This is a genomic window from Caulobacter endophyticus (assembly GCF_029543245.1).
Classification (GTDB): domain Bacteria; phylum Pseudomonadota; class Alphaproteobacteria; order Caulobacterales; family Caulobacteraceae; genus Caulobacter; species Caulobacter endophyticus_A.
This window is the reverse complement of record NZ_JARQWV010000009.1, coordinates 1-25639: the sequence shown is the minus strand read 5'-3', so window position 1 is coordinate 25639 and position 25639 is coordinate 1. Positions and strand designations below refer to the sequence as shown.

The following is a 25639-nucleotide window of genomic DNA, read 5'->3' as shown; positions in this document are numbered from 1 at the left end:
AGTACGCGCCGTGACGGAGGGGGCGAGGGACGGAGTGCGGCGGTCGCCCCCTCCACCGCTTCGCGGTCCCCCTCCCCCGTTTCACGGGGGAGGATCTTGAGAAGCGAATTCCACGCAGGCCTTGAGCACGTCGCCCAGCACGCTGCGCATCGGCGCGGCCTTTTGCGGGCGGTAGGGCGAGGGCCAGGATTGCGGGGTGATGCGGGGCGAGGGGTCGTCGATGTAGCCGCGGCAGGCCAGCTCCATCTGCACGGCGTGGATGCCGCGCTCGGGCTTGCCGTAGTGGCGGGTGATCCAGCCGCCCTTGAAGCGGCCGTTGACCACCATCGGCAGGCCCGAGCTTTCGCAGGCGGCCTCGACGGCGGCGGTCAGGGCCTGGTCGCAACTCTTTCCCGAGTTCGTTCCGATGTTGAACACCGGCAGTTCGCCCGGGAAAAGCCGCGGCGCGCGCGAGCGGATCGAGTGGGCGTCGTACAGCACCACCTTGCCGTGCAGCGCCAGCAGCCGGTCGATCTCGGCCCGCAGCGCGTCGTGATAGGGCACGAACCAGCGCTCGCGGCGGGCGGCGATCTCGGCCTCGTCCGGCTCGAAGCCCTCGGCATAGAGCCGCTCGCCATCGAAGGTGTCGGTGGGGCAGAGCGCGGTGGTCGCCATCCCCGGATAGAGCGAGGCGCCCGACGGGTCGCGGTTGACGTCGATCACCGTGCGCGACACCGCCGTCCGCACGGTGGTCGCGCCCAGGTCGTCGGCGAAGTTGTAGAGCCGCTCGATCCACCAGTCGGCGTCCTTGCGGGCCAGCCAGGGCGAGACGAGGCGTTTTTCGATGTCCTCGGGAATGAAGGATCCCGAGTGGGGGATACTGACGATCAGCGGCGCGTCGCCCCGCCAGACTTCCAGCCAGTCGCTGCTCATGTGGTCGCTCCGGGCAAGGGAACGCCGGCCGCCGCGTCGATGACCGCGCCGGTCCGCACCAGGATGTTGGCCGCTTCCATGTCGGGATGGAAGTGACGGTCGTCCGACAGGTGCGCAACCTTGCTACGCACCGCGCCCCGCACCGCCTCGAGGACGGCGCTGGAGGTCAGCGGCGCATGGAAGTCGCAGCCCTGCGCGGCGGCCAGAAGTTCAATGCCGATCACCGCCGTCGCGTTCTCGACCATCGACAGCAGGCGGCGCGCCCCGTGGGCGGCCATCGACACGTGGTCCTCCTGATTGGCCGAGGTGGGGATGGAGTCGACGCTGGCCGGATAGGCCTTCTGCTTGTTCTCCGAGACCAGGGCTGCGGCTGTGACCTGCGGGATCATGAAGCCGGAGTTGAGGCCGGGCTTGGGCGTCAGGAACGCCGGCAGGCCCGACAGCGCAGGATCCACCAGCATGGCGATGCGGCGCTCGCTGATCGAGCCGATCTCGCAGACCGCCAGGGCGATCATGTCGGCGGCGAAGGCCACCGGCTCGGCGTGGAAGTTACCGCCGGACAGGGCTTCGTCCGCTTCCGGGAAGATCAGCGGGTTGTCCGAAACGCCGTTGGCCTCGGTGGCCAGGGTGGTGGCGGCCTGGCGCAGGACGTCCAGCGCCGCGCCCATCACTTGCGGCTGGCAGCGCAGGCAGTAGGGGTCCTGCACGCGCTCGTCCTCCTTCAGGTGCGAAGCGCGGATGTCGGACGTCGCCATCAGGGCGCGCAGGGCCGCGGCGGTCTCGATCTGTCCGGCATGGCGGCGCAGGGCGTGGATGCGCGGGTCGAAGGGCGTGTCCGAGCCCTTGGCGGCCTCGGTCGACAGCGCGCCGGTGACCAGGGCCGACTGGAACAGCACCTCGGCCTCGAACAGGCCGGCGAGGGCGTTGGCGGTCGAGAACTGGGTGCCGTTCAGCAGGGCCAGGCCTTCCTTCGGGCCGAGCTCGACAGGGGCGAGACCCGCGCGGCTCAGGGCTTCCAGCGCCGGCTTGCGCACGCCGCCGACATCGATCTCGCCGACCCCGATCATGGTCGCGGCCATGTGGGACAGCGGCGCGAGGTCGCCGGAAGCGCCCACCGAGCCCTGGCTCGGCACCACCGGCGTCAGGCCCAGCGTCAGCATGGACTCCAGCAGCTTCACGGTTTCGACCCGCACGCCCGAGGCGCCTTGCGCCAGGCTGGCCAGCTTCAGCGCCATCATCAGGCGGATCACCGGAACCGGCGAAGGCTCGCCCGTGCCGGCGGCGTGGGACAGCACGATATTGCGTTGAAGCGTGGCCAGGTCCTCGTCGCCGATGCGTACGCTGGCCAGTTTCCCAAAGCCCGTATTGATGCCGTAGACGGGCTCGCCCTTGGCCAGGATACGGGTGACCGCCGCCGCGCTGGCCTCGATCACCGGCCAGGCGCTGTCCGCAAGGCGTGCGGCCGCGCCGCGATAGACGGACTTCCACTGGGCGAGGCTGACCTCGCCGGGATGCAGGACTTCGGTGGTCACGACAGAGCACTCCAGACGCGCGCATGGAGCGGATTGAAGCCCATGCGGTAGACAAGTTCGGCGGGACGCTCGACGTCCCAGATGCAAAGGTCACAGGCCTTGCCGGCCTCCAGGGTCCCGCGGTCGGCCAGCACGCCGAGGGCTCGGGCGGCCTGCCGGGTCACGCCGGCCAGGCACTCGTCCACCGTCAGGCGGAAAAGGGTGGCGGCCATGTTCATGGTCAGCAGCAGGCTGGTCAGCGGCGAGGTGCCGGGGTTGCAGTCGGTCGCCAAGGCCATAGGCACGCCGGCCGCGCGCAGGGCTTCGATCGGCGGCAGCTTCGTCTCGCGCACGAAGTAGTAGGCCCCGGGCAGCAGCACCGCCGTGGTCCCGGCCCTGGCCATGGCTGCGATCCCGGCCTCGTCCAGATGTTCCAGGTGATCGGCCGACAGCGCCCCGAACTCGGCGGCCAGCGCCGCGCCGTGCAGGTTCGACAGCTGCTCGGCGTGCAGCTTCACCGGCAGGCCATGGGCGCGGGCCGTTTCGAACACCCGGCGGATCTGGCCGGGGGAAAAGCCGATGCCTTCGCAGAAACCGTCCACCGCGTCGGCCAATTCTTCGGCGGCGACGGCGGGGATCATCTCGTTGCAGACGAGGTCGATGTAACCGTCGGCGTCGCCCTTGAACTCCGGCGGCAGGGCGTGGGCGCCGAGGAAGGTGGTCTTGACCGAGACGGGCCGAGCCTTGGCCAGGGCGCGGGCGGCGCGCAGGCTCTTGAGCTCGTGTTCCAGCGACAGGCCGTAGCCGGACTTGACCTCGATCGTCGTCAGCCCCTCGGCGATCAGGGCGTCCAGGCGAGGCAGGGCGGCGGCGACCAGTTCGTCTTCGCTGGCCTCGCGGGTGGCCTTCATGGTCGAGACGATGCCGCCGCCAGCCCGGGCGATCTCTTCGTAGGACGCGCCGGCCAGCCGCAGCTCGAACTCGTGCGCGCGGTCGCCGCCGAAGATCAGGTGGGTGTGCGGGTCGATCAGACCGGGCGTGATCCAGCGGCCTTCGCAGTCGATGGTCTCGGCCGCGTCGAAGGCGGGGGCGTCGCTGGCGGGGCCGGCGTAGAGGATCCGGCCGTCCTTGGCGGCGATCACGCCGTCTTCGACGACGCCCAGGTCCGGCGCGCCTTCGGCGAGGGTCGCAAGCCGGGCCTTGATCCAAACCCGATCGCACCGCATCGCCAGCGCCTCCCGTGACGTCTTGAGTCGTGCTCCGCGACCCTTGCGGTGCGGTTCAATATGTATAGACATATTCGCGAGCGACGAGGATTGTCCAGTGAGCGACGCCGAGAATCTTGAAGGCCCGGAAGAGACGTCCGGCCATCTGTCTGAAGAGGTCGCCGTCGAGACGCCGAGCGAACCCGCGCCGCAGGCGGCTCCCGAAACGTCCAAGGACGTCGTCGTCTGGTGCGAGAGCGCCCTGCTGGCCGACGGCTGGGCCAAGGGCGTTCGTCTGACCCTGTCGGAAGGCCGCATCGCCCGCATCGATACCGACGTCGTCGCCGGTTCCGAGCTCCGCCTGGGCGCGGCCCTGCCGGGCATGCCCAACCTGCACAGCCACGCTTTCCAGCGGGCCATGGCCGGCCTGACCGAGGCGCGCGGCGAGGGAAGCGACAGCTTCTGGACCTGGCGCGAGCTGATGTACCGCTTCGTCGAGCGGCTGGACCCCGACGCCTTGCAGGCCATCGCCGCCATGGGCCAGGTCGAGATGCTGGAAAGCGGCTTCACCCGCGTCGGCGAGTTCCACTATCTGCACCACGACACGGACGGCGCGGCCTTCGACAACCCGGCCGAGATGGGCGCACGGATCGCCGCCGCAGCCCAGGAGACGGGCATCGGCCTGACCCTGCTGCCGGTGTTCTACGCCCATTCGGGCTTCGGCGGCGCGGCGCCCGGCGAGGGGCAGAAGCGCTTCGTCACCGACGTCGACGGCTATGCCCGCCTGCTGGAAGCCAGCCGCGCGGCCGTCGCCGGCCTGCCCGACGCGGTGGTCGGCGTCGCGCCGCACAGCCTGCGCGCCGTCACCGCCGAAGAGCTGACCGCCATCACGCCGCTGGCGGCCGGCGGTCCCATTCACATCCACATCGCCGAGCAGACGAAAGAGGTCGACGACTGCCTGGCCGCCACCGGCCAGCGTCCGGTGCGCTGGCTGATGAACCACGCCGACGTCGGCAAGCAATGGTGCCTGGTCCACGCCACCCACATGAACGCGGTCGAGACCGAACGCCTGGCCAAGAGCGGTGCGGTCGCGGGCCTTTGCCCGATCACCGAGGCCAATCTCGGCGACGGCGTCTTCCCCGCCCACGACTACCAGGCCGCCGGCGGCGCCTTCGGGATCGGCTCGGACAGCAATGTGCTGATCGACGCGGCCGAGGAGCTGCGGGTGCTGGAATATTCCCAGCGCTTGACCCGCCGCGCCCGCAACGTGTTGGCCGGCGGTCCCAAGCGCTCGACCGGCGGCGAGTTGTGGCGCGCGGCGGTGGCGGGCGGCAGCCAGGCCCTGGGCGCGGGCCGCCCGGGCCTGCGTCGCGGCGCGCCGGCCGACTTCGTCACCCTGGATCGCGAGCATCCGGCCATCGTCGGGCGCGGCGGTGACGCCCTGGTCGACAGCCTGGTTTTCGCCGGCCGCCACGGCGCGATCGACAGTGTCTGGCGCGCGGGCCGTCCTGTGGTCTCCGGCGGCCGCCACCGGCATCGCGAGGCGATCGCCGAGCGCTATCGCCAGGTGCTCAAGAGCCTGCTGTCGTGAGCGCCGTTCCGCTGCACCAGCGTATCCGCGACGAGATCGAGGGCCTGGTCCGCTCGGGCGCGTGGGCGCCGGGCCACCGCGTCCCGTTCGAAAGCGAGCTGATGGCCCAGTACGGCTGCTCGCGGATGACCGTGAACAAGGCGATGTCGGCCCTGGCCGAGGCCGGGCTGATCGTGCGCCGCCGTCGTGCGGGCTCGTTCGTGGCCCGGCCCAAGGTGCATTCCACTGTCCTCGACATTCCCGACATCCAGGCCGAGATCACCGCTCGGGGCGAGACCTACGCCTTTCGGCTGCTGGCGGCCGAGCGCCGACCCGCCGATTCCGATGACGGCGACGAGGTCGAACTGGCCGGGGAGGGCGACCTCGTCGCCCTGCGCGGCCTGCACATCGCCGGTGGGCGACCCTTCGCGCTGGAGGACCGACTGATCAGTCTCGCGGCCGTGCCCGAGGCCGCCGCCGCCGACTTCGCCGCCGAGCCGCCCGGCGCCTGGCTGCTGCACCACGTGCCGTGGACGGAAGCGGAAAGCCGGATCAGCGCCGTGGGGGCCGAGCCCGCCATCGCCGAACTGCTGGCGCTGGATCCCGGCGCGGCGCTGCTGGCCGTCGAGCGCCGCACCTGGCGGGCCGGCGCGCCGGTCACTCGCGTGCGCCAGCTGTTCCCGGGCGAGGCCTACGACCTGGTCGCCCGCTTCGGCCCCGCGCGCTGAGGCGCGGCGATAGTAGGCAGTCGCTGGCTGTCGCTCGCGCGCGGACCAGTCGACAGGTGCATGCACGCCCAAGCTGTCGTACATCACCACGCGAGCGCGGGCTGAATCGCGCTTGGGGCGTGCGTGGGGACGTGGCGTGAAGGAACTCGAGGCGATCAGCGGCGGTGCGCTGGGCGGTTGGATGGCGCGGTTCAAGTCGGATGGCCGTTCGAGCCATCCCGCGCCGCCGCCGGGCACCAAGTGCGACAACTGCGAGACCGAACTGGTCGGGCACTACTGCCACGCCTGCGGCCAGGAAGCCTCGGATCACCACAAGTCGATCCTGCACGTCACCTGGGAAGCCATCGAGGGGATGTTCCACTTCGACGGCCGCCTGTGGCGCACCCTGCCGTGGCTGTTCGCCCGCCCCGGCACGCTGAGTCGCGAATATCTCGACGGCAAGCGCGCCCGGCACGTGCCGCCGTTCCGCCTGTTCCTGGTCTCGCTGCTGCTGTTCATCCTGTCGGCCGAGGTCGTGATCCACAGGGCCATGCACGACGCCCAGCACAAGGGCGACCACGCGGCGCAGGGGCAGCACGGCGACGCCAAGGCCGCCCCGCACGGTCCGGCCAAGACCGATGAGCACGGCAAGCCCGTTCCGCCCAGCATCAACGGCAGCGTCAGGGCCATCCCCGGCGAGGTGACCAACGACATCCAGCAGCAGATGAAGGAGGGCGGCCTGCTCTCCGACGGGGTCGACGCCAACGGCAAGCGCACCTTCATCGATGTGGGCGAGGTCGAGCCGACCGAGCGGGCCAAGCTGGAGTGGTTCAACACCCAGCTGAATAAAGTCGTGGCCACGCCCGGCTACTTCGTCGCCGTGGTGTTCGGCTGGGGCCACCGGCTGGCGGTGTTCCTGCTGCCGATCCTCGCCCTCAGCCTGGGCGCCTGCTACTTCTATCGTCGCAAGTTCTACATGTACGACCACCTGATCGTGTCGATGAACTACCTGTCGTTCATCTTCCTGCTGTGGGCGGTGGTGATGATCCTGCCGGCCCCGGCGCGCGACATCGGCGTGCTCGTGGCGTTGCTGTGGGCGCCGGTGAACCTGTTCATGACCCTGCGCGGGGTCTACGGCTCCAACGTCTTCGGAGCCCTGCTCAAGACCACCATCGTCTGGTTCTCCGCCCAGCTGGCCTTCGTGTTCCTGCTGGCGGGCCTGCTGTGGCTGGGGCTGTCGCAGATCTAACGACGTTCTGCCGCTTTATTGTTCGCGGGCGGACTTTATCCCCGTCCGTCCGCGAGCGGTGTCATGACAGCTTTGCATCCGGCTGGTATCCGAACGCTGTCTTGCGGAAATAATCAACAACCGCAGACACTTCTACGTAAAAAGGGGATTACTTCGTGTCCAACAAGACCTTCGGCCGGTCGGCGCTGATGCTGACCAGCGCGCTCGGCGCGCTCGCGTTCGGCGTCGCCGCCAACGCCCAGGAAGCCGCCGACTCCACCAGCCTGGAAGAGATCATCGTCACCGCCGAGCGCCGCTCGGTGAACCTGCAGGACACCCCGGTGTCGGTCGGCGTGGTCGCCGGCGACCAGCTGCGCGCCATCCAGGGCGGCGGCGACGACATCATCTCGCTGTCGGGCAAGGTTCCCAGCTTCTACGCCGAGACCACGACGGGCCGCATCTTCCCGCGCTTCTACATCCGGGGCCTGGGCAACATCGACTTCTACCTCGGCGCCTCCCAGCCGGTGTCGATCATCCAGGACGACGTCGTCCTCGAGCACGTGGTGCTGAAGTCGAACCCGGTGTTCGACGTCCAGCAGGTTGAAGTGCTGCGCGGCCCGCAGGGTTCGCTGTTCGGCCGCAACACCACCGCCGGTATCGTCAAGTTCGACACCATCCGCCCGAGCGAGACCTTCCAGGGCCGCGCCAGCGCCTCGTACGGCACCTACGGCACGACCACCTTCGACGGCGGCATCGGCGGTCCGATCGCCGGCGACAAGCTGATGTTCCGCGTCTCGGCCCTGTACCAGCACCGCGACGATTGGGTGGACAACACCTTCGCCGGCACGAGCCTCGACGGCACCGTAACCCCGCGCAAGAACGCCATGGGCGGCTTCGACGAGAAGGACGCGCGCCTGCAGATCCTGGCCAAGCCGACCGAGCAACTGACGGTCCTGGCCTCGGCCCACGTGCGCAACTACGAGGGCACCTCGACCCTCTTCCTGCGCAACGCCATCAAGAAGGGCTCCAACGCCGTCAGCGCTCCGCGTGACAGCGTCGCCTACGACGAGGCGCAAGACAATCCGCAGGCCTATGACACCAAGGGCGCCTCGCTGAACGTCGCCTACGACTTCGGCGGCATGACCCTGACCTCGATCAGCGCCTACGAGACCACCAGCGGCTACAGCCGTGGCGACACCGACGGCGGCGCCGGCGCCAACTTCCCGGTCGGCGGCGTGGCCAACGGCTTCGGCCAATCGATGGGCCAGGTCCGCGACCTCGACCAGCTGACCCAGGAAATCCGCCTGGCCAGCAACGGCGAGGACCGCCTGAAGTGGCAGGTCGGCGCGCTGTACTTCGACTCGCGCGACACCACCGATTTCTACCAGCGCGGCTACTTCCTCAACACCGGCGTGGCGGCTCGCAATCCCAACAACTGGGTGCGCCTGAACAACCTCAACACCTCGTGGGCACTGTTCGGTCAGGTCAGCTACAAGGTGACCGACGCCCTGACCATCACGGCCGGCGCGCGCGACACCTATGACGCCAAGAAGACCCGCCTGGCCAAGACCTCGCTGACCGCCGCCGGCGCCGACACCTATACGGGCCGTCGCTTCGTGCGCCTGTCGGACGAGCAGCCCAGCTGGGACCTGAGCGCCCTCTACGAAGTGAACCCCGACCTCAGCGTCTATGCGCGCGTGGCCAAGGGCTTCCGCGGTCCGACCATCCAGGGCCGTTCGGCGGTGTTTAACTCCGACTTCACGACCGCCGACTCCGAGACGATCCTGTCGTGGGAAGCCGGCTTCAAGAGCGTCCTGCTCGACAACAGCCTGCGCCTGAACGCCTCGGCCTTCACCTACAAGGTCAGCGACATCCAGCTGAACGGCAACGACGCCAACGGAAACGGCGTGCTGTTCAACGCCGATGAAGCCAAGGCCTACGGCATGGAAGCCGACGCCGAGTGGCGCCCGATCGCCAACCTGACCCTGACGGCGGGTCTGAGCCTGCTGCACAGCGAGATCAACGACAAGCGGGTCTACGCCCAGGTCTGCGCGCTCAACAGCGTGGTGGTCTGCACGGTCAAGACGCCGACGATCGCGATCCCTGGAGCCTTCGGGACCAACTACTTCACCCAGATCGACGGCCAGCCGCTGCCCAACGCGCCCGAGTACAACCTCAGCTTCACGGCGCGCTACGAGCTGCCGGTGGGCGCCGACGGCAAGCTGTTCGCCGCCACCGACTGGAACAAGCAGGGCTATACGAACTTCGTGCTGTACGACACGGCCGAGTTCTACTCGAAGGGCAACTTCGAAGGCGGGCTGAAGCTCGGCTACGAAGGCGGCGACGGCGCCTACGAGGTCGCCCTGTTCGCCCGCAACATCACCAACGAGAAGAACCTTAAGGGCGTGATCGAGAACTACATGGCGGCCGTCTACAACGAGCCGCGCATCGTCGGGATCGCCCTCAGCGCCAAGCTGCGTTGATCCTGAGTTTCTGAGTTGAGAGAGCGCCCTCCGAGCTTCGGTTCGGGGGGCGTTTTTCTTTCCCTCTCCCTGAAGGGAGAGGTGTCGGCGAAGCCGACGGAGAGGGAAGGTTTCGCCACGGCCGGGAAGTCTTTGCGGCAGCCAAGACTTCCCCCTCCCGCCCTTCGGGCCACCTCCCCCTTCAGGGGGAGGGGCCTTTAAAGCGACTGCCCGTCGTCCACCGTGAACACCGATCCCGTCACCGCCTTAGAGGCGTCTGAGGCCAGGTACAGCGCCGTGGCCTCCAGGTCGCTGGTGTCCATCAGCCGCCGGCGCGGGAAGCCGGCCACCAGCTTCTGGCCGCCCTCGCTGTCGAACCAGGCGTCGTTGAGTTCGGTGCGGATGTAGCCGGGGCACAGGACGTTGACGTTGATGCCCTTGCCGGCCCATTCGCGGGCTAGGCTCTTGCCCATGTGGGCGGTGGCGGCCTTGGACGCGCAATAGGCGGTGATGCCCGGCAGCACCTTGTGAGCTCCGATCGAGGCGACCAGCAGCACCCGGCCGCGCGCCTCGACGCCCGCCTTGATCATCCGCCGCGCGCCCTCGCGGGCGGTCAGGAACACGCCCCGGGTGTTGACCCCCAGGATCTTGTCGAAGTCCTCGATGGCGATATCCAGCGCCGAGGCCCTCACGTTGATCCCGGCGTTGGCGATCACCGAGTTGGGCGGCCCCCAGGCGGCTTCCAACGCGTCGTAGGCGGCGATCACCGAGGCCTCGTCCTCGACGTCCATGGAAACGGCGAGGGCCGCGCCGCCGGTCGCCTCGATCTCGCCGACCAGGGCCGCCAGCCGGTCGGCCCGCCGCGCCGCCACCGCCACCCGCGCGCCGGCCTTGGCGGCGGCCAGCGCCAGGTTCGCGCCGATGCCCGACGAGGCGCCGGTGATCAGGACGGTGCGGCCGGAAAGATCGGTCATGGCGTATGCTCCCTCGGTTTCGAGAGGGAGCATACGAGCGTTTGAAAGGCTTAGGCCAGCCCCGGACCTTCGATCTTCACCACCGGGGTGAAGGCCGGCCGCCGCTCGGGCAGGGTCACCTTCAGGCCCTTGTCGTCGCGGGTGAAGGGCAGGGGATCGCCGCCAAGCAGGCTGACCTTGCGCACCTCGCCGCCAGCATGCGGCGCGCCGGTCGCCAGGCTCTCGATCACCATCTCGCGGCCCGGCTCGACCAGCGGCAGGGCGTAGAGCGCGCCGGCCTTGGTGGTGAAGCGGATGTCGCGGGGCTCGAACGGCTTGGCGTCGCCCTCGTTCTGCATGCCCTCGACCAGGCGCGTGGGACCCTCGCCGTAGATCTTCCACGGGCGGGTCGAATAGATCGCCTCGCCGTTGACGGCGATCCAGCCGGCCATCTCGGCCAGCACCTTGGCTTCCTTGTCGTCGATCGAGCCGTCGCCGCGCTGGGGGATCGACAGCATCAGCGTGCCGTTCTTGCTGACCACGTCGGTCAGGCGCTGGACCACGTCCTTGGCGGTCTTGTAGCCGTCGCGCTCGTAGAGGCCGCGGTCATAGTGCCAGTTGCCGATGCAGGTGTCGGTCTGCCAGGGCTCGTCGCGCAGCCGGTCGGAGAAGCCGCGCTCGACATCTTCCACAATGGCCTTGCGCTGGAAGGCGGTCAGCTTCTTGCCGGTGACGACGACGTCGGTCCTGCCGGTGCGGCGGACGGCCTGGTTGTAGAAGTGCGCAGTCGCCTCCAGCCCCGCCTGGCCCAGCGGCAGGGCGTAGTTGTCGAAATAGACCATGTCGGGCTTGTAGCGGTCGACCAGATCGTTCTGGCGCAGCAGCCATTGGCGCACGAAGGCGGGGTTGTTGGCCGGCGGAGTCTCGATCCACTCGCCGTCGTGCTTGTCGTGCCAGTCGTTGGCTTCGGCGATCGAGTTCATCCCGTCGGGGATCACCATGTTGGGGCCGGTATAGAGTTCCTGCGGGTCCAGGCCCTGCCACCACTTGCCCTTGCCGTCGGCCTTCTTCAGGCGGAAGGCGTCATAGCGCTGGCCCTTCAGCGGGCCCTCGGCGTCGTAGCCATAGGCGGTCTGCCACCAGTGCCAGGCGTGGGCGGCGTGGTTGGACACGGCGAACTTCATGCCATGGCGGCGGGCGACCTTTTCCCAGGTCCCGACGATGTCGCGCTTGGGGCCCACGCGGGTCGAGTTCCAGGCGTGATAGCGGCTGTCGAACAGGTCGAGATTGTCGTGGTGGTTGGCCATCGACATGAAGAACTTCGCGCCTGCGGCGACATAGGTCTTCATCAGGGCTTCGGGATCCCAGGCGTCGGCCTTCCAGCGCGGGATGAATTCCATGAAGCCGAACTGGGTCGGGTGCCCGTAGGTCTTGACGTGGTGTTCGTAGAACGGGTTGCCCTGCTGGTACATCTGCCGGCCGTACCAGTCGCCGAACTCGGGCACGCACTGCGGACCCCAGTGCGACCAGATGCCGAGCTTGGCGTCGCGGAACCAGTCCGGCGTCTTGTAGCCGGCGGCAAGCGACTCCCACGAAGCCTTGAAGGGACCGCGTGACGCGGCCAGGGCGGGCGAAGCGGCGAGGCCGGCGGTCGCGCCGAGGAGGGCGCGGCGGGTGAAGGGCATGGACTGGCTCATTCTTACTGGACCGGCGTCATGCGCGCGGCCGCGCCGCCGCTGGCGGCGAGTTTCAGGGTCAGGGTCGAGGTGGCGGAAACTTCAGGGTTCGAAACCTCGATACCGGTCGGGGTCGCGCCGTCCTGGCGGACGTCGGCCTTCCACGGGCCCTTGCCCAGGAAGACGAGCGGGACCTTCACCGTTCGGGCGGTCTCGTTGTTCAGCGCGCCGAGCCACCATTCGTCGCCCTTGCGGCGGGCGACGACGATCGACTGGCCGATCTCGCCGGTCACGTAGCGCACCTCGTCCCAGGTGGTCGGCACGGCGGCGGCGAAGTCCAGGCCCTGGGGGCTTTCGGCATAGGTGTCGGGGCTGTCGGCGATGATGGTGAAGGGGCTGTCGTAGACGACGAACATCGCCAGGGCCTGGCCGCGCGTGGTCTGCACGAAGGGCAGGCGGTCGCGCGGCTCGAACCTGGCGGGCGCCACGTTGCGGAAGCCGCCGGGGGTGTAGTCCATCGGCCCCAGCAAGAGGCGCGTATAGGCCAGCATGACGTTGTGGGACGCGGTGATCCGCGTGCTCCACTTGTTGTACTCGGCCCCCAGCACGCCTTCCTGGGTCAGATAGTGCGGATAGGTCCGGATCAGGCCCGTGGGGTGATAGGCGCCGTGCAGGTCGACCATCAGATGGTGCTGGGCGGCCTTATTCAGCAGGCGGTGGTAGAAGTCGACCATCGCTTGATCGTCACGGTCCATGAAGTCGACCTTGATCCCCTTGATCCCCCACTGCTCGTAGAGGGCCAGGGCCTCGTCCATCTGGGCGTCCAGCGCCTTCCAGTTCAGCCACAGCCAGACGCCGACCTTCTTGTCGGCGCCGTAGGCGATCAGGCCCGGCAGGTCGAGTTCGGGCTTGGGGCGGGTGACGTCGACGCCCGGCCGCACCACCGAGGCGCCGCCGGCGCCCACGTTCCAGCCCTCGTCGATCAGCATATATTCGAGGCCGTTCTGCGCGGCGAAGTCGATATAGGCGCGGATGGTCTGCGGGTTCATGCCGGCGTTCGGCACGGCCTTCAGCGTCGGGCCGTTCCACCAGTCCCAGGCGGCCTTGCCCGGCTTGATCCAGCTGGTGTCCTCGACCACGGAGGGCGCGCTCAGCGTGGTCAGCAGGGTGTTCTCGACCAGCTGCCCGGCCTTGGGCGCGATCATGATCACCCGCCAGGGCGAGGCGACGGCGGCGCCCAGGCGCGTGCGCACCGCGACGCTGGGGTCGTCCAGGCGCGGCGACAGCTTCACGCCGACGCCAAGCCGTCCGTCGCCCTTGCCGCGCAGGTACATTCCCGCCCAGTCCTTCAGGTCGGCCTCGGCGATGGCGAAGGCGGCGTTGTCGCCCTGGCAGACCAGCGGGGCGTCGAACAGATTGTGCTCGCGGAACTTCGAGGCCTGGACAGGGTCGAACTCGCCCTCGTGGCTGCTGCCGAACTTGCCCAGGTTCAGGCCAAAGCAGCCGTAGTCCCTGGGAAAGTCGAAGCTGGTCACCTCGTCGCGCACGTCGGTGGCGGCGGTCGCCTCCTGCTGGGGCAGCACATAGCGGAAGGCCACGCCCTGGTCGTAGGCGCGGAAGATCACCCGCAAGCGTCGGCCGCCCTCTTCCTGGAAGTCGACGGCCAGTTCGTTGCGCTTCTGGACCACGCGGCTGACCTTGGCGGCGGGCAGGTCGTAGGCGTCCTCGCCGCTCGAAGTCTCCGCGCCGACGATCTTCACGCCATAGGAAAAGCGCCCACCCTTGGAGAGCTCCAGTCCCAGCCCGGAGGGCGCGATCAGGGTCTTGCCGCGATAGGCGACGGCGTAGCGGGCCTGTCCCGACTCGTCGGAGACTTGAATCGAGATGGCGCCGTCAGGGGAGGAGAGGGTGCGGGTTTCGGCCGAGGCTTTCGCGCTATACAGCGCTGTCAATGCGGCTCCAGCCAGCAAAGCGCTTCGAACGACCCCCATTGCAACGTCTCCCTAAAATTCGTTGTCTCGGTGTTTGTCGTATTAATTAGACCGTGTATGCATCGGCGTCGAGCTTTCGATACCGGTAACATCCAGGCGGCTTCCAGACCGCCCAAAGCAAGGAAGAGCGGGGGAGCATGAACACCAGGACCCTGACCATCGCCCTGATGGCGACCACCCTTCTGTCGGCTCCGGCCTTCGCCGCCGACGGTCCCAAGAGCACCGCCCATCCGGCCCAATGGCCCGCGGCCAAGAGCCAGGGCCTGGTCGATCCGGCCACCGAAGCCTTCGTCGACGGCCTGCTGGCCAAGATGACGCTGGAAGAGAAGATCGGCCAGATGATCCAGGCCGATACCGCCTCGATCAAGGCCGAGGACCTCAAGACCTATCCGCTGGGTTCGATCCTGGCCGGCGGCAGCTCGCCGCCCCTGGGCGCGCCCGACCGCTCGCCGGTCGGCCCCTGGGTCGACACCGTCAAGGCGTTCCGCGACGCCGCCGCCCAGCGCGGCGGGACCAACATCCCGCTGATGTTCGGCATCGACGCCGTGCACGGCAACAACAACCTCGTCGGCGCCACGCTCTTCCCGCACAACATCGCCCTGGGCGCCGCCCGGGATCCTGAACTGATCCGCAAGATCGGCGCCGCCACGGGCCAGGAGACAGCGGTGTCAGGCTTCGACTGGGCCTTCGGTCCGACCCTGGCCGTGCCGCGCGACGACCGCTGGGGCCGCACCTACGAGGGCTATTCGGAAGACCCCGAGATCGTCCGTCAGTACGCCCGCGAGATGATCCTGGGCCTCCAGGGCGCCGTCAGCGAGGGCCAGGCCCTGCAGAAGGGCCACGTGGCGGCCAGCGCCAAGCACTTCCTGGGCGACGGCGGCACCACGGGCGGCAAGGACCAGGGCGACACCCAGGTTTCGGAAGCCGAGCTGATCCGCCTGCACGCCCAGGGCTACGTCCCGGCCATCAACGCCGGGACCATGACCATCATGGCCTCGTTCAACAGCTGGAACGGCCAGAAGATGCACGGCAACAAGTCGCTGCTGACCGACGTGCTGAAGGGCCGCATGGGTTTCGACGGCTTCGTCGTCGGCGACTGGAACGGCCACGGCCAGGTCGAGGGCTGTACGCCGACCAACTGCGCCCAGGCCGCCAATGCGGGCCTGGACATGTACATGGCCCCCGACAGCTGGAAGGGCCTCTATGACAACCTGCTGGCTCAGGCCAAGTCGGGCGAGGTGCCGATGGCCCGCATCGACGACGCCGTGCGTCGCATCCTGCGCGTGAAGGTGAAGCTTGGCCTGTTCCGCGCCGACCGTCCGTGGGAAGGCCGCGAAGGCGTGCTCGGCAACGCCGACCACCGCGCCATCGCCCGCGAGGCCGTGGCCAAGTCGCTGGTGCTGCTGAAGAACAACGGCGGCGTTCTGCCGATCAAGGCCAGCGCGAAGGTGCTGGTCGCTGGCTCCGGCGCCGACGACATCGGCCAGCAGTCGGGCGGCTGGACCCTGTCGTGGCAGGGCACCGACAACAAGAACAGCGACTTCCCCAACGCCCAGTCGATCTATTCGGGCTTCAAGGACGCGGTGGAAGCCTCGGGCGGCAGCGCGACGCTCAGCGTCGACGGCAGCTTCACCGACAAGCCTGACGTCGCCGTCGTGGTGTTCGGCGAGCAACCCTACGCCGAGGGCGTGGGCGACCTGAAGTCGCTCGAGTACCAGCAGGGCGACAAGACCGACCTGGCCCTGCTCAAGAAGCTGAAGGCCGCCGGCGTGCCGGTGGTCGCCGTCTTCCTGTCGGGCCGTCCGCTGTGGGTGAACCCCGAGATCAACGCCTCGGACGCCTTCGTCGCCGCCTGGCTGCCGGGCTCGGAAGGCGGCGGGATCGCCGACGTGCTGGTGGGCGACGCCGCCGGCAAGCCGCGCCGCGACTTCAACGGGAAGCTGTCGTTCAGCTGGCCCAAGACCGCCGCGCAGTTCTCGCTGAACAAGGGCGACAAGGGCTACGCGCCGCTGTTCGCCTACGGCTATGGCCTCAGCTACGCCAAGCCGGGCAAGGTGGCCAAGCTGTCGGAAGTCTCGGGCGTCACCGCCATTGCGGCCAACGACAGCAATTACTTCGTCGGCGGCAAGACCCCGGCGCCGTTCGAGTTCCGCCTGCTGCCGACCACCTCGGTGAACATCAAGCCGGTCGACGCCGGCAACGTGCAGGAGGCCGGCCGCCAGCTGACCTTCGCCGGCGGCGTTCCCGCCGCGGCCGAGATCGCCGCCGACAAGGCCTTCGACCTGACCTTCCAGACCAACGCCGAGATCGCCCTGCAGGTGAATTGGCGCGTCGACGCCGCCCCGTCGGCCAAGACGACCCTGGGCATCGGCGCCGGCAAGCTCGACGTCACCTCGGTGCTGTCGGGCGCCAAGGTCGGCGAGTGGACCAGCCTGAAGGTGCCGCTGAAGTGCTTCCAGGCGGCCGGCACGGACGTGACCAAGGTCGAAGCCCCGTTCTCGCTGGCTACGGCCGGGACCCTGACGGTCTCGATCAGCGGCGTGAAGCTGACCACCGACCCGACCGGCACGACCTGCCCGGCCAAGGCGGACTGAAGCGGAGCGACAGTCGGAACCCTTGGCCATCTTTCTCCGAGCATCCCCGCGAAGGCGGGGATCCAAGCCGAGCTTGGAGATGATCCACGGCCGTTCCCGATCCTGAAATCCAGCTTGGATCCCCGCCTTCGCGGGGATCTGACGGATTGGGGAGCGGAGAACCGCTGAATGTCGATCCGGCCTGACTAGACGGATGTCATCCCGGTTATCCGCGCTATGCGCCTTCGCCCGGGATGACGATTTGAGTTGTGACCTAAGCGGAGACCTCGCGTGCGCCTGACCCGTCACCTGCTCGCCGGGGCCGCCGCCCTGGCCGTCGTTTCGCCGGCCGCGGCCGCGCCGCTGCTGGCTTCGGTGTTCACCGACCATGCCGTGCTCCAGCGCGACCGGCCGATCCAGGTCTGGGGCATGGCCGCGCCCGGCGCCGCCGTCTCCGTGGACCTCTCCGGCCAGGCGGTCGCCGCCACGGCCGACGCCGGCGGCCGCTGGACCGCGCAACTGCCCGCCCGCCCGGCCACGGGCCAGCCCCTGACCCTGACCGTCAAGGCGGGCGAGGCGACCCAGACCGTTTCCGACCTCTTGATGGGCGACGTCTGGCTGTGCTCGGGTCAGTCGAACATGGAGTATCCGCTGCGCCGCGCCCTCAATGGCGAGGTCGAGGCGGCCGCCGCCGTCGACCCGCACGTGCGCCTGCTGCAGACCGGCCGCACCAGCCTGCCCAACCCGAGCGATACGCTGCCGGCCCAGGCCGTCTGGAAGACTTCCAGCTACGACAGCGCCAACAACTTCTCGGCCGCCTGCTTCTTCATGGGCCGCGACATCCGCAAGAGCACGGGGGCGCCGATCGGCCTGATCGACGCCACCTGGGGCGGTTCGATCATCCAGGACTGGATCAGCGGCCAGGGGCTGAAGGCCCTGGGCGGCTATGACGAGGGGCTGTCGGTGCTGGCCGACTACGCCAAGGATCCGGCCAAGGGCATGGCCCGCTGGGGCGCGATGCTCGACCGCTGGGCCGCCAAGACCGAGCCCCATGCCGCGGGCTGGGCCAAGCCCGACTTCGACGACCGCGCCTGGGCGACCATGCCGGCCGAGCAGTTCTGGGAGACCAATCCGGGCCTGGAGACCTTCGACGGCACGATCTGGCTGCGCGCCGAGATCACCCTGACCAAGGCCCAGGCAACGCAAGGCGCGACCCTGATCCTGGGTCCCGTCGACGACATGGACACCACCTTCGTCAACGGCCGCCAGGTGGGCTCGCAGGAAGGCTGGGACTTCAAGCGCGCCTATGCGCTGCCGGCCGGAACGCTGAAGGCCGGCCGTAACGTCATCGCCGTGCGCGCCATCGACACGGGCGGCGGCGGCGGCGCCTGGGGTCCCGCCAAGGACAAGGGCCTGAAGCTGGCCGACGGCTCGTTCGTCCCCATGGGCGGAGCCTGGCGCTACAAGGTCTCGACCAAGCTTTCCGACACCGGCCTGCCGCCGCACGCGCCGTGGCTGGGCGCTTCGGGCCTGTCGACCCTGCACAACGGCATGATCGCGCCGCTGGCGCCCTACGGCGTCAAGGGCTTCGCCTGGTACCAGGGCGAGTCGAACGTCACCGAGGCCAAGGAATACGCCCGGTTGATGCCGGCCCTGATCGCCGACTGGCGCAAGGCTTTCGCCGCGCCCGACGCGCCGTTCCTGATGGTGCAACTGGCCGCCTTCGGGCCGCAAACCGACAAGCCCGGCGTCTCGCGCTGGGCCGAGCTGCGCGACGTGCAGCGCCGCACGGTCGCGGCCGATCCGGCCACGGGCCTGGCCTCGGCCGTCGATCTCGGCTCGCCCTACGACATCCATCCGGCCGACAAGCTGCAGGTCGGCCTGCGTCTGGGCGGCCTGGCGCGCAAGCTGGCCCATGGCGAGACCGGCCTGAACGCCTCGGGCCCCGCGCCGCTCTCGGCCGCGCGCGACGGCGCCGACATCGTGGTGACGCTGGACCAGCCGGCGGTGGTCTACGGTTCGGGTCGCCCCGCGGGCTTCGAGCTGTGCGACGGGGCCGAGTCGTGCCGCTTCGTCGATGCGGCGGTGGAGGGCGACAAGGTCCGCCTGACGGTCCCGGCCGGCTATGCCGCCGTAAAGGTCCGCTTCGCCTGGGCCGACAGTCCGGTGCTGAACCTCTATGGCGTCAACCGCCTGCCGGCGACGCCGTTTGAAATCCCTCTCTCTTAGAGAGAGGGAATTTCGGCTCCAGCCCCGCTTATTAACCAGCAACCCCTTGCGTCATAAGGCTTTCCTTCCTCGGAAACGAGGATTTCATGTGACTGATCGCACCTGCGAAGAACTGGCTGAACTTTGGCGATCGGTGTTCGGCGAGGCGCCGCCGATCATCACCGATCGCCAGCTCACCGTAGAGGTCCTGGTTCGCTGCCTTCCGGCCGCTGAACCCTATGTCCCGCAAGCCCTCGCCAAGGCTAAGCTTGATCGTAAGGCGTCGTGAAACGGAGATAGGAACGATCTATCTTCGGAACTGATTTTATCGATTGGACCTATTTGCTGCATCGCGATACCTACGACGCATCCTTTTCCAACGGAGCGTCCCATGTCGCTGATCAACACCGAGATCAAACCCTTCACCGCCCAGGCCTACAAGGACGGCAAGTTCGTCACGGTTAGCGACGCCGACACCAAGGGCAAGTGGTCGGTCTTCTTCTTCTACCCGGCCGATTTCACCTTCGTCTGCCCGACCGAGCTGGAAGACCTGGCCGACAACTACGACGTCTTCACCCGCCTGGGCGTCGAGATCTACGCCGTGTCGACCGACACCCACTTCTCGCACAAGGCCTGGCACGACAGCTCGCCGGCCATCGGCAAGATCAAGTACACCATGGTCGGCGACCCGTCGGGCACGATCACCAACAACTTCGAGATCATGCGTCCGGGCATCGGCCTGGCCGACCGCGGCACCTTCCTGGTCGACCCGCAAGGCGTGATCCAGTTCATGGAAGTGACCGCCGAAGGCATCGGCCGCAACGCCATCGAACTGCTGCGCAAGATCAAGGCCGCCCAGTACGTGGCTTCGCACCCGGGCGAAGTCTGCCCGGCGAAGTGGGAAGAGGGTGAAAAGACCCTGGCCCCGTCGCTCGACCTCGTCGGCAAGATCTAAGACTACCTGAACTGCCCGCGCCGCCGCTTCGCTCCGTCTGGAGCGGCGGCGCAACCCTCCGATCGTTCGCCGCGTTCGATCCTCCCCCGACAATCGAACGCACTTCCTCCTCCCCCTCGTTTTCTGGGAGCCCGTCATGCTGGACGCTGGTCTGAAGACCCAACTGAGCACCTACCTGCAGAACCTGCGCCAGCCGATCGAACTGGTCGCGTCGCTCGGCGACGACAAGGGTTCCAAGGACATGCTGTCCCTGCTGGAAGACGTCGCCGCGACGTCCGACAAGGTCAGCCTCAACCTCGCCGGCGACGACGCCCGCAAGCCCTCGTTCGCCGTCACCCGCGCCGTCGGCGACGCCGATGTACGCTTCGCCGGTCTGCCGCTGGGCCACGAGTTCACCTCGCTGGTGCTGGCCCTGCTGCATGTCGGCGGCCACCCGCCGCGCCTCGACGCCGATGTGATCGAGCGCATCAAGGCCCTGGACGGCGACTACAGCTTCGAGACCTATTTCTCGCAGTCCTGCCAGAACTGCCCCGACGTGGTGCAGGCGCTCAACACCATGAGCGCCCTGAACCCCCGCATCCGCCACGTCGCCATCGACGGCGCGCTGTTCCAGGCTGAAGTCGAGCAGCGCCAGGTCATGGCCGTGCCGACCATCCTGCTGAACGGCCAGCCGTTCGGCCAGGGCCGCATGGAGGTCGAGCAGATCCTGGCCAAGCTCGACACCGGCGCCGAAGCCCGGATGGCCGAGAAGATCAAGACCAAGGACGCCTTCGAGGTGCTGGTCATCGGCGGCGGTCCCGCCGGCGCGGCTGCGGCCGTCTACGCCGCCCGCAAGGGCATCCGCACCGGCGTTGCGGCCGAGCGCTTCGGCGGCCAGGTGCTCGACACCATGGCCATCGAGAACTTCATCTCGGTGCAGCACACCGAAGGCCCCAAGCTGGCCACGGCGCTGGAGCAGCACGTCAAGCAGTACGACGTCGACGTGATGAACCTGCAGAAGGCCGTCGGCCTGGTCGCCCCCAAGACCGAAGGCGGTCTGATCGAGGTCAAGCTCGAGAACGGCGCCAGCCTGAAGTCGCGCACCGTGATCCTGTCCACCGGCGCCCGCTGGCGGAACGTCAACGTGCCCGGCGAGGCCGAGTACAAGAACAAGGGCGTGGCCTATTGCCCGCACTGCGACGGCCCGCTGTTCAAGGGCAAGCGCGTGGCGGTGATCGGCGGCGGCAACAGCGGCGTCGAGGCGGCCATCGACCTGGCCGGCATCGTCGCCCACGTCACCCTGATCGAGTACGACAGCCAGCTGCGCGCCGACGCGGTGCTGCAGCGCAAGCTCGCCAGCCTGCCGAACGTCAAGATCGTCACCTCGGCCATGACCACCGAGATCCACGGCGACGGCGCCAAGGTGAACGGTCTGTCCTACAAGGACCGCAACCATGACACGGCCCACCGCGTCGACCTGGAAGGCGTGTTCGTGCAGATCGGCCTGGTGCCCAACACCGAGTGGCTGAAGGACTCGAACGTGGCTCTGTCGAGCCGCGGCGAGATCGAGGTCGACTACCGTGGCGAGACGACCATGCCGGGCGTGTTCGCGGCCGGCGACGCCACCACCACGCCGTACAAGCAGATCATCATCGCCATGGGCGAGGGCGCCAAGGCCTCGCTGTCGGCCTTCGACTACCTGATCCGCCTTCCCGCGGAACAGGCCGAAGCGGCCTGACCGGTCTTACGGATCGAAACGACGAAGGCCCGGACGAGCGATCGTCCGGGCCTTCTTTCGTTCGGGGGCGAGGCCCTAGGCGATGTGCGAGGTCAGGTCGTATTCCGACGAATTGACCCAGCCCCGGCCTGCGGCGATGCAGCCCTTGCGGTTGAGGACGACGTGCCGCCACTGCGGCAGGGCTGATCCGGACCTCAGATAGGACAGCACCAGCAGCTCCAGCGCCAGCGGCGTGGCGGGCGTGCGCCAGAGCTGGGCGTTCTTCTTGGCGTCCTTGATGTGCCCCGACGGGCCGGTCAGCCCGGCCAGGTAGTTGCAGATCACGTTGGCGGCGCCGGAAGTCTGGTTGTGCCGGATGAAGTCCTGCACGTCCGCGAAATCGATGCCTTCCAGAGAGCCGTTCTGGGTGGCGAGGTCGAAGAACCACAGGAACTCGTGCTTGGTCGCCCGGCCCCGGCCGGCGCTGGCCGCCCAGGCGTCGGCGGCCTTCCTGGCGCGTTCGCCCAAGGCCGCGATCCTGCTGTTCTGCTCGGCCCGCATCTGGGGCGTTCCCATCAGCGCTCGCAGCTCGGTTCGTGCGACCGGCGTGAGCTTGGTCGCGTTCTGCCAGCCTCGGACGATGCCCAGGCCGGTCTGAACCTCGCTGGAGCAGGCGCGCCACATGTCGGCGCCCAGGGTCGGCATGGCCGCCAGGACGACGGGCTTCGAAACCGCCAGCACCATGGGCTGAAGCGACTTCTTGCCGATATTCCATTGCAGCGCGCCGCACGAGATTCCCATGCCGTCGAAGTCGCCGGAGACGCCCTGGTAGGGGTCGCCCGCCACCTCGAAGCCGGGCGTGATCTTGACGGCCGAGGCCAGCCAGTCAGCCGGAAGGGGCGAAGGCTGAGCCGCGACGACGGGCTGGGTGCTTTCGAGGGCTTGAGCAGGCTGGGCCGTCGGCTGGGGCGAGGGCGCGCGAGACGAGCCGGTCTCCAGAGGCGGCCAGTCGATCTCGAGGGCGCCGGCCGTATTGGGCCCGACCACGCCGTCGGCTTGGCCCTTGCCAAACTCCTGGGCCTGGAAGCCCATCACGGCCTCGAGGGTGTCGCGGCCGAAGTCGCCGTCGGCGCCCAGAAACGGAAAGCCGTTCTTTTGCAGTCCCTTCTGGACGGCCTCGACCCAGGGCCCGCGCGAGCCGAACCGCACGGTGCGGGGCAGGGGGCCGTCCGGCCGCGCCGACACCAGCCCAGCCTCGGCGCCCGAGAACAGCAGATAGGTGAAACGGGTCTGGTTGTTGGCCTGGGGGCCGTAGGCGTTGGTCACGAAGCGCGCCCAGGGACCGGTCTCCGGGCGGTGGTTGTTGGCCGCCATGCTGGGGCGTCCCGACACCACCTGGCAGCCGTTGCTGGAAAAGCCCGGGGTGTCGACATTGTCGTGGAACGCGCAATGAAGATTGTCCCAGGGATAGTTGTCCGGGACCCGTCCGCTGGTGTCCAGGCGGTCGGCCAGGTCGAAATCCAGGTCGTCGGCGTTGCGCCAGACCGGGAAGAACATGCCTTGCCGGAAGGCGCGGTGCCCGGTCGGCTTGTCCTTCTTGTGCACGCCCCTGTCATAGGCGTAGCGGCCCAGCATCAGCATGTTGGCGCCGATACCCTGCTTGGCCTTGGCCGTCTGGATCGCCGACAGGTTGGGAACGGTCGAGCCTGGAAACAGCGCCAGAACGCCCTGACTGGGCCGCCATTGGCCAAGGGTGCAGCGCATGCGCTGGTGGTCGAAGCTGGTCAGGCGGGTGCGGTGGCTGGCGGCGAACTCCGTGCCCGTCACATCCAGCGGAAGCAGGCCCCGAAAGCCGAAGAAGACCAGCTCGCCGGCGGGAACGGCGTAGGACGAACGCTCGGCCAGCAGGGTGAGCATTTCGTGCGTGATGAGAATCTCGGACATGGGCGCTCCAGAGGACGGTTCGACGCGGCACGCTTGACGAAGACGTCCGTGCCCAGTCGTCGGCCCATCGGTTCGAGCGGGTCCGTTCGGTCGCGGCATGAAGAGGGCGCGATCACGCCGGCCCTCGACGTCGGCGCCCATTGATCATGAGCATGCCGGCATTGTCGAGTCTGGTTGCGTTATGTGATTATGCACGCGGAAATTGCGTAGCCGCGCGACGGCGGGCGGGGACCAATGCGATCTATGTCGCCGCCGCCAGTCCCTTGGCCACATAGGCCGCCGCCACCGCCTCGGCCACCTTGATGCCGTCTACGCCGGCCGACAGGATGCCGCCGGCATAGCCCGCGCCTTCGCCGGCCGGGAACAGGCCGGCGGTGTTGAGGCTCTGGAGGTCCTTGCCGCGGGTGATGCGGATCGGCGAGGAGGTGCGGGTCTCGACCCCGGTCATCAGCACGTCCGGATGGTCGTAGCCGGCGATCTGGCGGCCGAACACGGGCAGGGCCTCGCGCATGGCCTCCAGCACGAACGGCGGCAGGCATTCGGCCAGGTCGGTCATGTGGACGCCCGGCTTGTACGAAGGCGAGACCTCGCCCAGGGCTTCCGACGGGCGGCCGGCCAGGAAGTCGCCGACCTTCTGGGCCGGGGCCTTGTAGTCGCCGCCGCCGGCGGTGAAGGCCAGGCTCTCCCACTTGCGCTGGAACTCGATGCCGGCCAGCGGGTGGCCCGGATAGTCGCGCTCGGGATCGATGGCCACGACGAAGCCGGAGTTGGCGTTGCGTTCGTTGCGCGAATACTGGCTCATGCCGTTGGTCACGACCCGGTTCGGCTCCGAGGTCGCCGCCACCACCGTGCCGCCCGGGCACATGCAGAAGCTGTAGACCGTGCGGCCGTTGGAGCAGTGGTGCGACAGGCTGTAGTCGGCCGCGCCCAGGTCCGGGTGGCCGGCGCAGGCGCCGAAGCGGGCCTTGTCCATCCACGACTGCGGATGCTCGATGCGCACGCCGATCGAGAACGGCTTGGCCTCGATGTGAACGCCGCGGTCGTGCAGGGTCTGGAAGGTGTCGCGCGAGGAGTGGCCCACGGCCAGCACCACGTGCTCGGTCTCCAGGAATTCGCCGGTCGACAGGTGCAGGCCCTTGAGCTTGCGCTGGCCGTCCTCGCCCGTCTCGATCTCGAAGTCGGTGACCCGGTGCTGCCAGCGGTATTCGCCGCCCAGGCCCTCGATCAGGGCGCGGATGTTCTCGACCATGTGCACCAGGCGGAAGGTGCCGATGTGCGGGTGGGCCTCGGTCAGGATCTCTTCGGGCGCGCCGGCGGCGACGAATTCTTCCAGCACCTTGCGGCCCAGGAAGCGCGGATCCTTGATCTGGCTGTAGAGCTTGCCGTCCGAGAAGGTGCCCGCGCCCCCTTCGCCGAACTGAACGTTCGACTCCGGGTTCAGCTCGCTCTTGCGCCACAGGGCCCAGGTGTCCTTGGTGCGCTCGCGCACCACCTTGCCGCGGTCGAGGATGATCGGCTTGAAGCCCATCTGGGCCAGCACCAGCCCCGCGAACAGGCCGCAGGGCCCGGCGCCGATGACCACCGGGCGCGGGCCGTCGAAGCCTTCCGGCGCGCGGGCCGTGAAGCGATAGTCGGTGTCGGGCGTCGGGCGCACCTGGCTGTCGCCCTTGAAGCGCTCCAGCACAGCCGCCTCGTCGCGCAGGGCGACGTCGACCGTGTAGACCATCAGGATCGCGGACTTCTTGCGCGCGTCATGCGCCCGCCGCCAGAGCTTGACCTCCAGCAGGTCGGCCGGGTCGACGCACAGGCGCGCGCAAATGGCCGGAGCCATGGCCTCCGGCGGATGGTCCAGGGGCAGCTTCAGTTCGGAAAGACGCAGCATGGCGCGGGTTTAGCGGGTCGCGGGCGCGTGCGCCATGGGGGAGGGGCATCGCCTGCGCTTCAGGATAAAGCGCTTCCCTCCCCCTTGATGGGGGACTGTTGCGAAATCGGCTGGCTGTGATTCCTTGCTTTTGAAGCGGAGGGATTGCCGATGTCGGTGAAGGCGA

General features: G+C 68.5%; 17 protein-coding genes. 9 read left to right on the top strand and 8 right to left on the bottom strand.

The window, feature by feature from the left end; all coding sequences use genetic code 11:
* Positions 1 to 81 precede the first annotated feature (81 nt).
* Genes hutG through hutI form a run of 3 tightly spaced genes read right to left on the bottom strand, consistent with a single transcriptional unit; the run spans position 82 to position 3649 of the window.
* Positions 82 to 912 (bottom strand): N-formylglutamate deformylase, encoded by an 831-nt coding sequence (hutG, locus tag P7A99_RS10125; RefSeq protein ID WP_277793763.1) that lies wholly within the window; start codon positions 910 to 912, stop codon positions 82 to 84.
* Complete coding sequence (gene hutH, locus P7A99_RS10120) at positions 909 to 2444, bottom strand: histidine ammonia-lyase (RefSeq protein WP_277793762.1); 1536 nt, start codon at positions 2442 to 2444, stop codon at positions 909 to 911. Before hutH ends, hutG begins: the two co-directional genes overlap by 4 nt.
* On the bottom strand, positions 2441 to 3649 hold the full coding sequence (gene hutI, locus P7A99_RS10115) for an imidazolonepropionase (RefSeq protein WP_277793761.1): 1209 nt from the start codon (positions 3647 to 3649) through the stop codon (positions 2441 to 2443). The genes hutH and hutI overlap by 4 nt, the downstream gene beginning before the upstream one ends.
* A 97-nt stretch (positions 3650 to 3746) precedes the next feature.
* On the opposite strand from hutI, the gene P7A99_RS10110 reads away from it, so the two are divergent.
* The 4 genes from P7A99_RS10110 to P7A99_RS10095 all read left to right on the top strand — a co-directional run bounded on the left by P7A99_RS10110 (position 3747) and on the right by P7A99_RS10095 (position 9616).
* Positions 3747 to 5219 (top strand): formimidoylglutamate deiminase, encoded by a 1473-nt coding sequence (locus P7A99_RS10110; RefSeq protein ID WP_277793760.1) that lies wholly within the window; start codon positions 3747 to 3749, stop codon positions 5217 to 5219.
* Positions 5216 to 5926 (top strand): histidine utilization repressor, encoded by a 711-nt coding sequence (gene hutC, locus P7A99_RS10105; RefSeq protein WP_277793759.1) that lies wholly within the window; start codon positions 5216 to 5218, stop codon positions 5924 to 5926. Before P7A99_RS10110 ends, hutC begins: the two co-directional genes overlap by 4 nt.
* Positions 5927 to 6062: 136 nt before the next feature.
* Positions 6063 to 7154 (top strand): DUF3667 domain-containing protein, encoded by a 1092-nt coding sequence (locus tag P7A99_RS10100; protein WP_277793758.1) that lies wholly within the window; start codon positions 6063 to 6065, stop codon positions 7152 to 7154.
* Between the two features lie 188 nt (positions 7155 to 7342).
* Complete coding sequence (locus P7A99_RS10095) at positions 7343 to 9616, top strand: TonB-dependent receptor (protein ID WP_277793903.1); 2274 nt, start codon at positions 7343 to 7345, stop codon at positions 9614 to 9616.
* Positions 9617 to 9813: 197 nt separating this feature from the next.
* Here the strand turns inward: P7A99_RS10095 and P7A99_RS10090 are convergent, their stop codons facing one another.
* From P7A99_RS10090 to P7A99_RS10080, 3 genes are read right to left on the bottom strand one after another with little or no spacing between them, the layout of a single operon-like run.
* Complete coding sequence (locus P7A99_RS10090; protein ID WP_277793757.1) at positions 9814 to 10569, bottom strand: SDR family oxidoreductase; 756 nt, start codon at positions 10567 to 10569, stop codon at positions 9814 to 9816.
* Between the two features lie 50 nt (positions 10570 to 10619).
* Entirely contained in the window at positions 10620 to 12245 is a 1626-nt protein-coding gene (locus P7A99_RS10085; RefSeq protein ID WP_277793756.1) for an alpha-L-fucosidase, read from the bottom strand.
* Positions 12246 to 12247: 2 nt separating this feature from the next.
* Positions 12248 to 14176, bottom strand: coding sequence for a glycoside hydrolase family 97 protein (locus P7A99_RS10080; protein ID WP_277793755.1), 1929 nt, complete (start codon positions 14174 to 14176; stop codon positions 12248 to 12250).
* 176 nt (positions 14177 to 14352) lie between these two features.
* On the opposite strand from P7A99_RS10080, the gene P7A99_RS10075 reads away from it, so the two are divergent.
* From P7A99_RS10075 to ahpF, 5 genes are all read left to right on the top strand, one after another.
* Positions 14353 to 16809, top strand: a complete 2457-nt coding sequence (locus P7A99_RS10075) for a glycoside hydrolase family 3 protein (protein ID WP_277793754.1) — start codon at positions 14353 to 14355, stop codon at positions 16807 to 16809.
* Between the two features lie 270 nt (positions 16810 to 17079).
* The gene (locus P7A99_RS10070; RefSeq protein WP_277793753.1) at positions 17080 to 19017 is read left to right on the top strand and encodes a sialate O-acetylesterase; all 1938 of its coding nucleotides are present in this window, start codon (positions 17080 to 17082) and stop codon (positions 19015 to 19017) included.
* A gap of 88 nt (positions 19018 to 19105) precedes the next feature.
* Positions 19106 to 19285, top strand: coding sequence for a hypothetical protein (locus P7A99_RS10065; RefSeq protein ID WP_277793752.1), 180 nt, complete (start codon positions 19106 to 19108; stop codon positions 19283 to 19285).
* A 102-nt stretch (positions 19286 to 19387) separates the two neighbouring features.
* Positions 19388 to 19951 carry an alkyl hydroperoxide reductase subunit C gene (ahpC, locus tag P7A99_RS10060; protein ID WP_277793751.1) on the top strand — a complete coding sequence of 188 codons (564 nt, stop codon included), beginning with the start codon at positions 19388 to 19390 and terminating at the stop codon, positions 19949 to 19951.
* A 136-nt stretch (positions 19952 to 20087) separates the two neighbouring features.
* Entirely contained in the window at positions 20088 to 21668 is a 1581-nt protein-coding gene (gene ahpF, locus P7A99_RS10055; protein ID WP_277793750.1) for an alkyl hydroperoxide reductase subunit F, read from the top strand.
* Positions 21669 to 21743: 75 nt separating this feature from the next.
* Here the strand turns inward: ahpF and P7A99_RS10050 are convergent, their stop codons facing one another.
* Together P7A99_RS10050 and P7A99_RS10045 are read right to left on the bottom strand one after the other, a co-directional pair.
* Positions 21744 to 23591, bottom strand: coding sequence for a peptidoglycan-binding domain-containing protein (locus P7A99_RS10050; protein ID WP_277793749.1), 1848 nt, complete (start codon positions 23589 to 23591; stop codon positions 21744 to 21746).
* Positions 23592 to 23832: 241 nt separating this feature from the next.
* Positions 23833 to 25473, bottom strand: a complete 1641-nt coding sequence (locus tag P7A99_RS10045; RefSeq protein WP_277793748.1) for an NAD(P)/FAD-dependent oxidoreductase — start codon at positions 25471 to 25473, stop codon at positions 23833 to 23835.
* Between the last annotated feature and the right edge of the window lie 166 nt (positions 25474 to 25639).